This is a genomic window from Candidatus Polarisedimenticolia bacterium (assembly GCA_035764505.1).
GTDB lineage: Bacteria > Acidobacteriota > Polarisedimenticolia > Gp22-AA2 > AA152 > AA152.
Window position 1 is genome coordinate 1 of the sequence record DASTZC010000067.1, and the last position, 15,173, is coordinate 15,173.

10 protein-coding genes are annotated in these 15,173 nt (G+C 66.2%); 4 read left to right on the plus strand and 6 right to left on the minus strand.

What is annotated here, in order from left to right; all coding sequences use genetic code 11:
• From VFW45_04585 to VFW45_04610, 6 genes are all read right to left on the minus strand, one after another.
• Positions 1-681, minus strand: a 681-nt coding sequence (locus VFW45_04585) for a hypothetical protein (protein HEU5180042.1), incomplete at its 3' end; no start/stop codon positions are given.
• Positions 682-703: 22 nt separating this feature from the next.
• Positions 704-1,492 carry a caspase family protein gene (locus VFW45_04590; protein HEU5180043.1) on the minus strand — a complete coding sequence of 263 codons (789 nt, stop codon included), beginning with the start codon at positions 1,490-1,492 and terminating at the stop codon, positions 704-706.
• Positions 1,493-1,780: 288 nt separating this feature from the next.
• Complete coding sequence (locus VFW45_04595; GenBank protein ID HEU5180044.1) at positions 1,781-3,034, minus strand: HAMP domain-containing protein; 1,254 nt, start codon at positions 3,032-3,034, stop codon at positions 1,781-1,783.
• A gap of 151 nt (positions 3,035-3,185) precedes the next feature.
• Positions 3,186-3,785 carry a DUF47 family protein gene (locus VFW45_04600; protein ID HEU5180045.1) on the minus strand — a complete coding sequence of 200 codons (600 nt, stop codon included), beginning with the start codon at positions 3,783-3,785 and terminating at the stop codon, positions 3,186-3,188.
• 39 nt (positions 3,786-3,824) lie between these two features.
• A complete protein-coding gene (locus tag VFW45_04605) occupies positions 3,825-4,520 on the minus strand; it encodes a TrkA family potassium uptake protein (GenBank protein HEU5180046.1) in 696 nt (231 codons plus the stop codon).
• A gap of 16 nt (positions 4,521-4,536) precedes the next feature.
• Entirely contained in the window at positions 4,537-6,252 is a 1,716-nt protein-coding gene (locus VFW45_04610; GenBank protein HEU5180047.1) for a potassium transporter TrkG, read from the minus strand.
• A 241-nt stretch (positions 6,253-6,493) separates the two neighbouring features.
• On the opposite strand from VFW45_04610, the gene bamA reads away from it, so the two are divergent.
• The 4 genes from bamA to VFW45_04630 all read left to right on the plus strand — a co-directional run bounded on the left by bamA (position 6,494) and on the right by VFW45_04630 (position 14,989).
• Entirely contained in the window at positions 6,494-12,589 is a 6,096-nt protein-coding gene (gene bamA / locus VFW45_04615; protein ID HEU5180048.1) for an outer membrane protein assembly factor BamA, read from the plus strand.
• Positions 12,590-12,760: 171 nt separating this feature from the next.
• Entirely contained in the window at positions 12,761-13,720 is a 960-nt protein-coding gene (locus tag VFW45_04620) for an MBL fold metallo-hydrolase (protein ID HEU5180049.1), read from the plus strand.
• Between the two features lie 127 nt (positions 13,721-13,847).
• Positions 13,848-14,345, plus strand: coding sequence for a sigma-70 family RNA polymerase sigma factor (locus VFW45_04625; protein HEU5180050.1), 498 nt, complete (start codon positions 13,848-13,850; stop codon positions 14,343-14,345).
• Positions 14,342-14,989, plus strand: coding sequence for a hypothetical protein (locus tag VFW45_04630; GenBank protein ID HEU5180051.1), 648 nt, complete (start codon positions 14,342-14,344; stop codon positions 14,987-14,989). The genes VFW45_04625 and VFW45_04630 overlap by 4 nt, the downstream gene beginning before the upstream one ends.
• Positions 14,990-15,173 lie beyond the last annotated feature (184 nt).

A 15,173-nucleotide genomic window follows, 5' to 3' on the forward strand; every position in this document is an offset into this window, starting at 1 on the left:
GCCGTTCGCGCCGAGCCGGTCCTGCCCCCACCCGGAATGGACCCAGGCCGAAGCCAGCACCGCGTCAGCTTCCACGATTGCCGCCTGCAGGTGTGACACGTCGTCATCGGCGATGCGGCAATAGGCGCCGAGCGGCCGGCTCCTGGCTTCGCGGGCCCGATCCTCGTCGAGATGCCCCGGCTCTCCCTTCTCGTAAGGCCAGATCTTCTCCGAGCAGACGCCGTGGTGGTGCCACCCCTTCATGGCGGCGCGCAGGGTGGATCCTTCGTACGACTCGCCCGGCAGGTCGTCGTAACGCCGGGCCATCTCGTACAGCATGCGCGGACTGGCCAGCATTTCCGGCCTGGGCCGGAATACCGGCGACTTCGGCGATCCGGGTTTCGCGCCACGATTCCGGCGCTGGGGGATGCCATCCTTCGCTGCCGCCAGCGGGGCGCAATCGCGGGTGCGCCGGGACAAGCTGGCGTTGATGACGGCGGCCAGCGCGAAGCCGACGCAGGCCCCTTCCGTCTTCTGGTCGAGGATGATGCGCCCGCGGTCCACTCTCGGGTCCACATATTCGGGGAGCAGTGCCAGGGAGGGGATGTAACGGTGATCGCGCGAGTCGACGTCGTCCTGGCAGACGTCGAGGGTGCGGTACGGCGCGGCCTTGCCCAATCCGAGCGACCTGATTTCCCGCATCTTCCCCTCCCTGGTGAGGCCTTCAGAACATCGGGCCGCGCTTGACGGCGGTGGATCCGTAGAGCCGCGGGTTTTGCGGATAGACCCCGGTCGGCAGGTGGGTGCGGATACCATGCATCCACTGCATCGGTGTCTCGGGCTTCTTGTCCAGCTCCTTGAGCGCCCAGTAGGTGAAGGCACCATTGGGACGGCCGCCGAAGTTGGCGTCGTAGCTGAACTGCACATCCTGGCAGGCCGCCGCCAGCAGAGCCGGGTATTTCTGCCGGGTAGAGTGGCCGATCAGGGCGACCCGGCGCGCAGCGTGGATCTCGTCCTTCGACTTCAGGAAGGTCTCCGGTGGCAGGAATCTTGCCTTCGGCTGGTTCGCGAATTCCGGTCCCAAGGGAGCAAACCTCGACACCGTCCCGGAATGGCAGGAATCCGAGATGAAGTGGAGGCGCACGCCGTCGGCCTTCTTCGCGAAGATATCGGCCAGATCATCGTCCAGCAGGTAGTGGTTCTGGCTGATGTCGTATGGGCAGAGCATCTCATCGCGTCCGTCGGCATCATCGCCGTCGTCGTCCGGAATCCATGAGCCATGGCCGGAGTAGGTGAAGACGAGGGAATCGCCCTTGGCACCGCCGGTTACCAGCTTGGTCAGCTCCGACACCATATTGGCCCGCGTCGCCTTGTCGTCCAGCAGCATGGTGATGTCATACCCGCGTGTCTTGAGGGCGGCCGCCCAGTCCTTGGCGTCGTTGACGCAGCCGGACAGGTCGTTCGCCGTCCCCGGGTAGTTGTTGATTCCCACGCACAGTGCCTTCCTGGACATTGCTTCTCCTTTCGAACGGCCTTCCGGCCGCAACCTCGTGGACGGATCGCGACGCTCCCGGGAGTAGCGATCCGCAGGTCGCCCGTCCCGGCCGCAAAGCCTTCGCGAATCCGGAGATACATGCTCTGATCTGTAATAACGCGTAGACCGTCGAATCCGCACGGCCCGGAATACATCTTTCTTGCTGGGATGGACTTAAGAGATGGCCGCCGAAGGGCGCAGCCCAATTGTCGAATCAGACCGCTGCCCGGCGGAGAGTGAGGTCATCATGGGGTCGAGAAGAGCCTGCTATTTCCCCGTGCCGCGCACCAGGAGAAGGATTTCGCGCACCTCGCCGGTGGCGGTAAGGATCGGATCGGCCCAGATTCTCAGGCGCCGGGTCTCCGATCCTCCCATATCGAGGTCGACGACCCGTGGATCCTGGCGCGCCTGGGCGGACAGAGCCGCCTTCAGCAGCTCCGAGAAGTCTTCCTCCACCAGGAGGCCGGCGATGCGGGCGTCATCGGCCCCTTCGGGCGGGGACCCGAGCAGATCGCGCGCCTGGTCGCTCACGAAGCTGGGATGCATCTGATCATCCACCAGGACGATGCCGGTCTCCAGGTTTTCCACCAGGGTCTCGAGACGCTGCTCGGCGCGGAGCATCCGCTCGCTCTTCAGCTCGTCGAAGGTGCGGAGATGGCGCAGGACCCGGTTCAGGTGTACCGCCAGGCTGCCGACCTCGTCGCGCCCGGTCTCCAGCGTCGCGACGTCCAGGTCGCCGCGCTCCGCCTGCTGCAGCACGTGGGTGATGCGCCGGAGCGAGCGGACGACGCGCGAGGGCAGATACAGGACGAGCGAGATGCAGACGATCCCGGTCAGGAGGATCGTCGTGAGGAGGTTGCGGCGCGCCCGGTTGCTCAGGACGTCGACGTGGCCGCGGTGCTCTTCGACGTGCGCCGCCGCCCGCTCCTCGATGTCATGCGCGATGGCTCCGATGCGCTCGCGGATCCGGATCAGGTCCTGGAGGATGCGGGCCCGATCGGGATCGCGCTCCTGGGCCGTCTCGACGAGCGTCTCCGCCAGCGAAGTAGTAGTGTGGCGCATCAGCTCGAGCACGTGGCGGCGGGCCTGCGGGTCGCGCTCGCTCACGGAGCGCTCCTTGAGGGCGCGCAGCCGGTCCGCGATGCGCGCCAGGTTCTGCTCCAGCTCCGGGATTGCTTCCGGCCCGGCGGCAGGGCCGGCGTAGAGATCGGCCAGGCGGGTGAGAGTCAGGTTGTACTCGGCCGCCAGGTCGCGCACCGCGCCGTAGCCGGTGTCCTGGCCTCCGAGGTGCGGCAGCCCCTCCAGCGGCGTCTGCGCGATCTCGTCCATGGCGCGGCGGCTCTGCTCCAGGTAGCTCTCGTCCCGCAGCAGCACGTAGGCCACCTCGTTCTCGGCCACCTCGTCGAGGCGCGCCGCGATCGAGCGCGTGGTCTCGACGATCTGGGCGTCGATCTCGGTGATCGACTGGACGTCGTCGAGAATGCCGTTGAGGTAGAACAGGGAGAGCCCGGTGACCGGCATGAGAACGAGGAAGGAGAAGAGGATGGCGAGGGAGACCTTGCTCCGCAGCGAAAGGCGGCGCTCGATCTCCCGGGTCCGTACCGGGATCTTCAGAAAGCTGCTGGGACCGCGCGGCGCGACGATGGGTCTCCTCCCGGCGAAGCCGAGGCGGTCACCTCAGGGCGAGGGTCTCCAGGATCTGCGCGGCATCCTCGCAGGCGTCGGTGGCGCGGTGGATCGACTCCAGGATTTCGCGGGCCTTGAGGAGCCGGATCGGATCGGGCTCCTGGCGGAAGAGCCGGCGCATCGCCTCCTGGAAGACCCGGTCGGCTTCGACCTCCAGCCGGTGGACGGCGACGCACAGCTCGCGCACGCGCTGGCTCTGGCCGATCGCCCGGATGGCGGTCTGAATCTCGAGGGTCTGCTGCCGGAGAATTTGGGCCAGCTCGGAGGCCCCGTGAACTCGATCCTGCAATCCGAAAAAGATCGCCTTGTCGGCGATGCCGTGCGCCTGGTCGATGATGCCGTCGATGGTGGCGACGAGCTGGCGAAGATCCCAGTCGTGCACCAGATCCAGGCCCGTGGCGGCGGGATGCCCGCTCCGCTCCTGGGCCGGTAGCGCCAGCCCGGCCGAGCGCGGGCGCGACGCGGTCTGGCCGCTGATCGGCTCCTCGGTCACCCGGACCAGCATGGCCGCCGCGGCGCTCGCGTTCTCGGCGAGCGCCTGGAACGTCTGGATGAACTCGCCTCCCGTCTCTCCGGTGATGCCCATTCGTCCCCCCTGGATGAATTCCCCGCGAATGAGTGCTGTCTAGGAAGCCTCGCCGCGCGCCAGCCGCTCGATATTCTCGTCGCTCCCCACCACCACGAGCACGTCGTCCTCCTCCAGGACGTCGGTGGGCTTCGGAAGGTCGTTGATCTGGATCTGGTAGGCATTCTTCCCCTCCGGAGTCACGAAGGGGATGCGCTTCTGGATGGCGATGATGTTCACTCCATACGCCTGCCGGAAGTTGAGCTTGCCGATCGTCTGCCCGATGAACTCGGGGCGCGGCACCACTTCCGCCAGGCTGTGGCCCGTGGCCAGGGCGAACTGCTCCTGGATGGCGGGAGCGATGATGCTGCGCGCCACCTGCTCGCCCATCTGCTCCTCCACGTTGATGACCCGGGTGGCGCCGACGCGCTCCAGGATCTGGGCGTGCAACGCCGAGGCGGCGCGCGCCACGATGTGGGGCACCCCGAGGCGCTTCAGGATCGCGGTGGTCAGGATCGAGTGCTCCAGGTTGCCCCCGGTGCTCACGATGGCCGCATCCACGTCCTCCAGCCCGGCGGCGCGCATGGCGTCCTCGTCGGTCGAATCGAGGCAGACCGCCTGCGCCACCTGGTCCTTGATCTCCTCGACCTTGCGGATGTCCTCGTCGACCACCAGGACCTGTCCCCCCTTGTCGGCCAGCGTGAGGGCGATCTTGGTGCCGAACTTTCCCAGCCCGATCACGGCGAACTGCTTCATGCGGTCTCCCGGTGGCTCATCCGACGAGGATCCTGGCCTCGGGGAGGCGGAACGAGGCCCGGCGCGTCTTCTCGCCCACGGCGAGGGCCAGGGCGAGCGGTCCGAGCCTCCCGGCCACCATCAGCAGGATGAGGATCAGCTTGCCGGCTCCGGTCAGGGTCGGCGTCACTCCCAACGAGAGCCCCACGTTGGCGAACGCCGAGACGGTCTCGAACAGCAGTCCCACGAACGAGCCGCCCTCGCTGACCAGCAGGAGCGCGAAGCCCACCGTCACGGCGAGCAGGGAGATGGTGGTGATGGCTATCGACTTGTACACCGCTTCCTTCGGGATCCTCCGGCCGAAGACCTCCACGTCGTCGCGCCCCAGGAGCATGGAGCGCACCGCCAGCACGAGAATGGCGGCGGTGGTCACCTTGATTCCCCCCGCCGCGGAAGAGGGGCAGCCACCGATGAACATCCAGAGGACCATCAGCCAGATCGTCACGTTCTGGAACATCGCGGGATCCAGAGTGCGCAGGCCCGCGGTCCGCAGCGATGCGGACTGGAAGGTGGAAGCAAGCACCTTCTCCTTGAGGCTCAGCGTGGCGAGCGCCCCGTCGAACTCGAAGAAGAAGATGAACAGCGCCCCCGCCACCAGAAGGATCAGCGTGGCGGTGAGCGCCAGCCGGGCGTGGACGGTAGCCCGACGGCGCTCTTTCCAGCGCAGGCGGAGCGTCCCGGCGTTGAAGAAAGCGGCCAGCACGGTGAACCCCAACCCTCCCATCACCATGAGCGGAATCAGGATCAGGTTGATGGTCACGCTGCCGCGATATCCTTCCAGGCTGTCGGGGAGCAGCGAGAAGCCGGCGTTGCAGAAGGCGGCGACGGCATGGAAGATGCTCGCGAAGATCGCTTCCGTCTCGGAGACGAAATCCTTCCGCCAGCGCAGGTAGAGCAGGACGGCGCCGGCCGCTTCGATCAGCAGGGCCGCCCGCACGATGTTGAAGACCACCGAGGTCATGTGCTGCAGCGACGGCCCTTCCACCAGCAGCTCCATCATCGCCCGCGTCCGCAGTCCGAGCTTGCGCTGGAAGATGAGGGCGATCGAGGTGGACAGCGTCATGATCCCCAGGCCGCCGACCTGGATCAGCGCCAGGATCACCGACTTGCCGAACAGAGTGTAGGTGCTGCCGGTGTCCAGCACGGCCAGCCCCGTGACGCAGACCGCGGAGGTGGCGGTGAACAAGGCGTCGATCGGCGCGGCTCCATGCCCGTCGCGCGTCGCGGCCGGAATGGTCAGGAGGAAGGCCCCCGCCACGATGAGTCCCAGGAAGCTCAGCCCCAGCTGCTGGGTCGGGCGCAGCTGCAGCGCCAGCGGCAGCTGCTGGAACCAGCGGGTCCTCGACACCAGACGGTAGACGACGAACACTTCCCGTGCAATGACCAGGCCGCCGCTCATCGCCGCCTGCCCGTGGAACAGGAAGTAGAAGGCGCCCGGAGCCAGGATCAGATCGGGGATGTGGCTCTTGAGCCAGGGACCTCGATCGGGCTCGAAGACAAGGTTCAGCGCCATGTCGGCCAGGAAGAGGATCGTCAGCGTGTTCAGGAGGATCGTCTGGGCGGATTGGAACCAGGGCGGGGCGGGGAGACCGTACCCGTGGGTCAGGACGAGGCAGATCAGCGCCAGGAGCGCCAGCCCCAGGACAGGATAGCGAAGCCGGTTCTGCAGCGGGATCCGTTCGCGCGTCTCCACGGTTTGGGCCGGCGTCTTTCCGCGAAGGAGTCTCGTGAAACTCGAACTTTCCTGTCGATGAGCGGCCTCTTATACCACAAGGCCCTGAATCGATCCATTCCTCGGGAATTCGTCCGGCGGCGGAAGCAGGGCCCTGGCAGCACCGCGATGCGGCCACTATAATCGTCGCGCGCGCAAGACCTTACGCAACCGCTGGCAGATAGCTCCCCTGTCATCGCGCGGGGGGCCCGACGGAGCCGAGGTGGCCTCCCGAGCCCGAATCTTTCGCCGCATCGCCTACACCCTGCTGCTGCTCGTCACGGCGGCCATCCTTTTCGCCGTCCTGACACCGTGGCCCAGCCGCTACGTCCACGCCAAGGTCCTGGAGTACGTCTCGGACCTGAGCGGCGGGACCGTGACGATCGGCTCGCTCGAGGTACGCCTCTTCCCGCCCCGTCTCATTCTCAGGGATGTCAGGATCGAGACCCGCGAGGCGGGTGGCGTCGAGTGGAAATTCGCCTGCAAGGAAGCGGATCTATTGCTCCCGTATGCGGCCTATCGCGGCAGGCTGCGACGTATCGAGTCGGTGGATCTGCTGGAGCCGAATCTCGATTACCGCCGTCATGGCGTCGCGCCCGTGGCCCCCGGGGAGCCCTCCACGCAGCCCTTCCTCCCGATCAGCTTCGGCAGGATCCGCCTGCAGAACGGCGGATTGAGCGTGACGGATGACCCGAGCGGCCTGTCGGGGCGGCTCGAGGGGGTCAACGGCAGCGCCGCCTCGACCGGTTTCCTGTCGAGCACCCTGGAAGGAAGCCTGGAGCCGGCCACCCTGTACATGCGGGTCGACGAGCACGACTTGAGCGGCAAGCTGGCGGGCGCAATCCGGATCGCCGGCAGGGAGGTGCGGGTTTCCGATTTGAATGCGAGCCTGGAGGGGGGCTTCGCCGCTACCGGATCGATCGGGCTCGATTACAGCGGCGCTACGCCCGCGATCTCGGCCGACGTCCGGGGCAGTCTCGAGCCCCGCGCGACGCCCCGGCCCGTCCTGCGCGATCTGAGCGGCGACGCGCACATCCAGGCCCGCGGCCTGCTCAAGGAGGATGGCCCCTACCTGCGAGGGACCCTGACCTCCGGCAGCCTGACCTACGCGGGCCTCACGCTCAGCAAGGTCACGAGCGCCGCCGAGTACGCTCCCGATCGCCTGGAGCTGAGCCAGGTGCAGGCGGAGGTCTTCGACGGCGGCCATGTCGCAGGCGAGACCGAGCTGGTATGGAACGAGCCGGAAAAGCTCCCCGACCTCTCGGCGACTATCGAGGTCGAGGAAGCCTCCGTATCGAAGGTCCTGGCCTGGACTGGGCAGGAATGGATTCCGGTTACGGGCCGCGTCCGGCATCGCGGCACCTACCGGCTCCAGGAGCTGGACCCGGCGAGCCTCGAGGCGGAGGGGGAGGTCTCGCTGGTGGGCACTCTTCAGGCCGGAGGGCGCGAGCCAGTCCGGGGGACCTCCCGATTCAAGGTAAGCCATGGCCTCCTATACCTGCAGCCGGCGGTGGCTACGACGCCCACCCTCAAGGCGACCTATCGCGGAACCCTACCTGTTAATGGGAAGGGTGCCGGGGCAGGCTCCCTCGACCTGGAAGCGTCAAAGCTGGAGCGTCTCTCCTTCCTCTTGGAAAAGGTCCCGGACGCTCTGCGCGCGCCGGCCCAGTCGATCGTGCGCGAATCGCCCGAAGCGCGAGCGGCCTACCAGGGAGAGGTGCGATGGCAGGGGACCGCGCCCCATTTTTCCGGGAGCGTCAGCGCAGGGCCCCTCTTCTTTCAAAGCGTCTCCCTGGGACAACTTACGACCCGGATCGAGGCCGATGCCGACTCGGTGGCCTGGGAGGAGCTGGTGCTCTCGGAAGGGATCGTGACCGCAAATCTATCGGGAAGCTGGCGCAGCGGCGGAGCGATCCGGGTGATGGGCTCGGTAGGAAATCTCCCCTCGGATTGGATCCAGCAATGGGCAGGCCTGGACTACCCGGTGGCAGGCAACGTCACCGCTGAGGGGGATGTGGCTGGCACCGTCTCACATCCGGAGGGCGAGGTCACCTGGAGGATGGATGAGCCGATGCTCGCCAGCATTCCGTTCAACCGCGCCGAAGGCCGTCTCGTCCTGAAGGGCGAGGCGATCGAGCTGGCCGAGCTCCGGGTCCTCCGCGGGGACGGAGTGCTCAGCGCCCAGGGGTCGATCGGCCTGGACGGCGGACCGCTCGATCTCCAGGCGGAGGGGAAGGATCTGGACCTGCGCTGGATCTACGAGGCCGGACTGGTCCCGGTGGAAATCTCCGGACCGGTGCAGGCTCACGCCACGCTCAAAGGGACCATGGCGCGCTGGGAGCTGGCGGCCGTGGCAAGCACCCCCGGGGTCTTCGTCCGCGGCATCGAGACGGGGGCGGTCGAGGCGCGCTTCACCGCGGATCCGGCGATGGGTGCTTTGACGGTCGTCCCTGAGGTGAAGGGGATGAACTTCACCGGCCGGATCCTCTGGGACAAGCGCATGAGCTTCGACGGGGATCTCCTGCTGGAAGATTTCGTCCTGCCGCTCACCCATTTGGGTGAGGAAGTCCTGGTAAGCGACTCGGATCTGACGCTCAGCGGCGGGGTGCGGGTGGAAGGGTTTCTCAAAGGTCCTGCGCGCTTCGACGCCTCCGGCAACCTGGTGAAGATCCGGGCGCGCTTCGGCTCGATCCTCCTCGATTCGCAGGTGCCGACCTTCTTCCGCTGGAGCTCCCCCAGGCTGGAGCTGACGCCGGTGCGCCTGGCCGGATCGGGAAGCGACATCAAGCTGGTCGGGGTGGCCGAGCCGGAGCTGGGGACCTACCACTTCAGTGCCGACGGCACGGTGGCGCTTGCCGCGCTGGCTTCCTTCTTCCCGGGGCTGCAGGCAGGGGGTGATGGCACGATCCAGGCCTCCTTCGACATGACCCCGGAGGCCAGCCTGCTGACCGGATGGGCCAGCGTCAGCGGCGGCAAGCTGCGCGGTGCGGGGCTGCCTCTGGCGATCACCGAGCTCGATGGGAAGGTGGTCCTCGACCAGCACAACCTCTTCCACCTGGAGGACGTGCGGTTCCTGGCCGGCGGCGGGACGGTCGAGCTGGAAGGGGGAGGAAAGCTGCGGGGTATCGTCCTCGATTCGATGCAGCTCACTCTGAAAGGACGGGACGTGAAGCTCGAGTACCCCGACGGCTTTCGGGGCCGCTATGACATGCAGCTGGCCCTCGATTACGGCCAGGCGGGAGGAAGGCTGGGAGGCGACATCCAGCTCGTCCGAGGAGTTTATTCGAAGGATTTCCAGATCGAGCGGAGCCTCTTTTCGCTCGCCGGCGGCCAGGATGTTCTACCGCCCGTGGACGAGGAGGGGCTGGGAGGCGGTGCTTTCTCCGCGATCGCGCTCGACCTGGGTATCCGGGCCGAGCGGGGGCTCTGGATCGTCAACGACCTGGCCCGAATGGAAGGACACGCGAACCTGCACGTCGGCGGGACGGTCGGTGCGCCGGAGGTGACGGGCCGCGTGAGTGCTTTCGAAGGGAGCATCGTCAAGTTCAGGCAGGTGGAGTACGAGGTGACGCGCGGCAACATCGACTTGGTGGATATCGACCGCTTCAATCCCTATTTCGACATCGCCGCCACCACGCGGGTGCAGGACTACGACATCTACCTGACGTTGGACGGGTCCCTGGAGCACCTGGAATACCAGCTCACCTCCAATCCGTCGTTGAGCCAGCAGGACATCCTGGCGTTGCTGGTGACGGGCAGCACCCTGCAACAGGGCTCGACCGCCGCCAGCCAGGGGGCGCTCGAAGAGACGGCCGCCAAGGCGCTCACCGGCGGGCTGGCCCAGGGGCTGGGCGGGGCGCTTCAGGGGGTGACAGGACTGGACGAGCTGAGCATCGACCCGATGGTCATGGGGCGGGAGGGGGACCCGGCTTCGCGCATCCGCGTCGGCAAGCAGGTGACCGAGAACCTCTCGGCCGCCTACTCGACGCTTCTGGGCTCCTCGTCGGAAGAGATCTACCAGCTCGATTACAAGCTGGGGCGCGACTTCAAGTTCACCTCGACGCGCGACAGCGACGGCGCCATCGCCGGCGACCTGCGCTACGTCTGGCGCATGAAGACCGGCCCCGGCGCCTCGGAGCGCAACAAGAAGGAGCCCCGCAGGATCAGGACCTTCACCGTCGAAGGGGACCCGGAGCTGAAGGGGTGGTGGCGGCTGAAGCGGCAGTTCCGCCTGGAGGCGGGCGACGTCGCCGATCGCGTCAAGATGCACGCCGGCGAGGACCGGGTGCTGCAGAGCTACCACGACCGCGGCTACTGGCAGGCGACGGTCGAGGCGATCGAGACCGAGATCGAAGGGCAGCCGGACCTGGTCGACCTGACCTTGAAGGTAAACCCCGGCCCCAAGGTGAGCCTCGAGGTGGACGGGACCGACAAAGACCGCAAATACCGTCGCAAGCTGATGGGTTTCTGGAAGGAATCGGTCTTCCCGGAAGATGCGCCGGAAGAGGCGGGTGAGAAGCTCAGGGACCTGCTGCGCAAGGAGGGCTACCTGAAAGCGGAGGTGAAGGTCGATGTCCCCGTGGATACGCCTGAGAAGCGGGAGACGATCCTGACGGCGAGCCAAGGGCCCAGGGCCATCCTCGATCGGGTCGAGATCGCCGGAAATAAGAACTTCGAGACCGAAGAGCTGCTGAGAGTTCTGCGCTCGAAACCGGAAAAGCACGATCCGGTCGATCCGGATGAGGCAAAGGTCGACGCGGGGAGGCTGCGGGCCAAGTACCTCTTCGCCGGCTACCCCGATGCCAAGGTCCCGCCACCGGAGATTGTCGTGACCGATGACGGGACGCGGGCCACGCTGCGCTTCGCGATCACCGAGGGGGAGCCGGTGCGGATCAAGGACATCAAGGTCGAGGGGAACACGGCGCTCACCGAGGATTTCCTGCTGCGCGCCGTTTCCCTGAAGCCGGGCGACCCCTACCTGCGGACGAAGGTGCGCACCGGCGCCGAGCAGATCCGTCTGGCTTACGATCGGGCCGGCTTCCGCAACGCGAAGATCGCCTACGACCTGGAAGGGCCGAATTCCGCGGAGCTGGTCTACAAGGTGGAGGAGGGGACGCGCCGCTACGTCTCGGACATCAAGGTCGAAGGGAACCTCCTGACCCGCAAGGAGACGATGGAGAAAGAGATGACCTTCCAGGCGGGCGATCCGCTCAGTCAGGAGGAGCTGCTGCAAAGCCAGAGGGCCCTGTACCGGCTCGGGGTCTTCCAGACGGTCGAGCTGACGGAAGAGGCCGGACCCGACCCGGAGCATCCGGTGGTGCGCGTCAAGGTTTCCGAGTCCGACAACCTGATCCAGTCGGTCGGGGCCGGATACGATTCCCAGGAAGGAATCCGTGGGCTCTACGACATCACCAACACCAACCTGTTCGGCCGCGGCCGCACCTTCTCGGTGATCCTGAGGGGAAGCGCCATCGACAGCCGGGCGCAGGTGCTGCTGAAGGACCCCTTCCTGTTCAATCGCAAGCTGGAAAGCCTGCTGACCGGCTACTGGGCCCGCCAGGAAAGAGAGAGCTTCACCGAGGAGACCCTCGGGACGACGCTGCAGCTCATGCGCAAGCACACGAAGCAGGACAGGACCTATTACCGCTACACCATCAAGGACGTCGACGTCTCCGATCTCCAGGTGACGCCGTCCGAGGCGGGGGTGCAGTCGCTGCGCCTGTCGGGACCCTCGTTCTCCTACACGCACGATTCGCGCGACGACTTCTTCAACCCGCACAAAGGGACCTTCGACAGCTTCGACGTGAGCGTCTTCGACAACTCTCTCGGCTCCGACGTGAACTACGTCCGTTTCTATGGACTCGGGACCTGGTTCCACAAGGTGGCCGATACCGCGGTCTGGGCACAGGCGCTGCGGATTGGCATGGAATTCCCGTACCGGCCCACCGACCTGGTGCCGATCTCGGAGCGCTTCTTCGCGGGCGGCGACACGACGGTGCGTGGTTTCGAGCGCGACGAGCTGGGGCCGAAGGACCCGGTCACCGGCGAGCCGCTGGGCGGCGAAGGACTGTTCATCGTGAACGAGGAGTACCGCTTCCCGATCTGGCGGTTCCTGCGCGGCGTGGTCTTCGTCGATGCGGGCAACCTGGCCAGCAGCGTCTCGGAGCTGTTCCCGCTGAGGATGCGATGGGTGGCGGGCACGGGGATACGGATCGATACGCCGATCGGCCCGTTCCGCCTGGAGTATGGCTGGAAGCTCGACCGGGAGGACGACGAATCACCGGGCGAGTGGAACTTCTCGATTGGGCAAGCCTTCTAGTGTCGCGCGCCGGAAATCGCGTTGCATTCGGCTGCCGATCCATCCCGGCTCGCGGCGTTGCGTCTCGCTTGCGTACCGCATGGGTACGCGGCGCTTCGACGTGCCTTGCGATCCGGGCGGCTCGGCCGCCTCGGTGCTAACGCGATTTCTGTTGCGCGACACTTGTGGGGGATGACCTTGCGTTGGCTCATCCTGGCAGCAGTGATGGTGGCAGTGCTGGCCTGCTTGCCCCTCGGGGCTTCTGAGCCTGGCGGTGAAGCCAGCAAGAATCCATATGTCGTGGTGCTGGGGATTGCGCAGGATGGGGGGTATCCGCAGGCCGGGTGCCGGCAGAGGTGCTGCGCGCCGGCATGGCGGGATCCGGCTCGGAGGCGGCATGTCGCTTCCCTGGCCATCGTCGAGCCGGGCACGCAGCGCCGCTGGCTCATCGATGCCACGCCTGATTTCCGGGAGCAGCTCCGGATTCTGGATGAGCTGGCTCCGTCCGAATCGAGTCCCGCCCTGGACGGGATCTTTCTGACCCACGCCCACGTCGGCCATTACACCGGCCTGATGCAGCTCGGGCGCGAAGTAATGGGGACGAACAGCGTCCCGGTCTATGCGATGCCCAGGATGCGGCGCTATCTCGAGACCTCGGGCCCGTGGGACCAGCTGGTCAAGCTGAAGAACATCGACATCAGGCCCCTGGAAGCTGGAAGGGAAGTCATGCTCTCCGGGAAGCTGACCGTGACGCCGCTTCCGGTCCCGCACCGCGACGAGTACAGCGAGACGGTGGGTTACCGCATCCGCGGGCCGGCGCGTTCCGTCCTCTATATTCCCGACATCGACAAATGGGAGAAGTGGGGCACGCCGCTGGAAAAGGCGCTGGCCTCGGTGGACGTGGCCTATGTCGACGGCACCTTCTACGCGGAGGGAGAGCTGCCGGGGAGGAACATGTCGGAGATTCCGCACCCCTTCATCGTCGAGACGATGGCGCGCCTCGCCGGCCTTGCAGAAAAGGAGCGGGCCAAGGTGCGCTTCCTCCACCTCAATCATTCCAACCCTGCCCTCGATCCTCGCGGCGACGCCCGCCGGCGCATCACCCGGGCCGGATTCTCGGTGGCCGACGAAGGAGAGCGCCAGGCGCTGTGATCCCCAGCCCATCATCGTTTCGCCCCGAGTAATCGCACTTCTCTTTTCGTCCCGGCAGGCTGGAAAGATCGGGAGGTGATGTAAGTTTCCACTCCCCACGGCGACTAACCTGATCGACAGGAGGCGCATGAAGCCGGAGAGCCTGGATCAGGAATTCCTGGAGTTCTTGAACGGCTGTCAGCTCATCCTCCGTCGGGTGTGCAGAGCCTACGCCGACTCTCCGGAGGACCGTGAGGATCTGTTCCAGGAAATGGTCTACCAGCTCTGGAAGAGCTATCCGACCTTCCGGGGTGAATCTTCACCCGGGACCTGGGTCTATTCCGTGGCGCTGAATACGGCCATCAGCGCGTTGCGAAGGAGGACGAGGACCCGGACGCCGACAGCACTCGAGGCGGCGCAGGAGCCGATGGCGCCGGCGTCGGGCGGCGACTCCCGACAGGTCGATCTCCTGTACGGATTGATCCAGAGGCTGAATCAAGTCGACCGTGCCCTGGTTCTCCTCTATCTCGAGGAACTGAGCTACAAGGAGATCGCAAGCATCCTTGGTATCTCCGAGAACCATGTCGGGGTCAGGTTGAACCGCATCAAGGCCAGGCTCCAGGGCTTCGCCAGGGAGATGCAGTGACGGATCTGGATGTCCTGAAGCAGGTATGGAAAGCCGCTGTCCCGCAGGGAGCGACCCGCATCGGCGGCGAGGAGGTCCGGTCGATGATTCAATCGCGCACGGCCGACATCCGGCAGAGGACGATCCGGAGGGTAAGGGCCGAAAGCTACAACTATCTGGCCCTGGCCGTGATCCCGGTGCTCATGCTTTCACTGGGCGGAAGGTCCACGTCACGAACCATCCTCGCAAGCATCGGCGTCCTGGCGACCCTGGCTCCGATCCTGGGCGTCCTCGCCTATAAGGAATACCGGCTCAGGACGCTGACCGCGAGCGGCAGTCTCCGGGAATCGCTCGCGGCGCTGGTCGCCGCCATCGATTCGACTTCGCGCTTCTATTTCGCAACCTACATGATTTGCGTGGCCGTGGGGATCGCCTCCGCGGCGGGATTTCTGCTCTGGCACCACCCGGCGAGCTGGCTCACCGCGGGCGTCCTGATCGCCGGGGCTGCCTTCGCGGGCTGGGCCTGGCGCAGCGGCCGCGCCTACGCCCGGCGCATGTTCGGAAGGTATCGCGCGGAGCTGACAAGCTGCCTCGAAGAGCTCGAAGAACCGGAGAGTATCGGCCGTGATATCGCGGGGAACGCGACAAGAGGAGACGGAACGTGAAGGTTGAAATCCGCTACTGCTTCGTTTGACCGATCAAGCGTGGAATGGCGGCCAGTCTGGCCGCCAGGCTGAGAAGCGAATGCGAGGCCGACGTGGCGACGCTTGCCGGAGGGATCGGCGAGTTCACCGTACTCGTCGAAGGGCAGGAGGTCGTCAAGGCAAGCCGCCTTTGGTACCCAAGGCT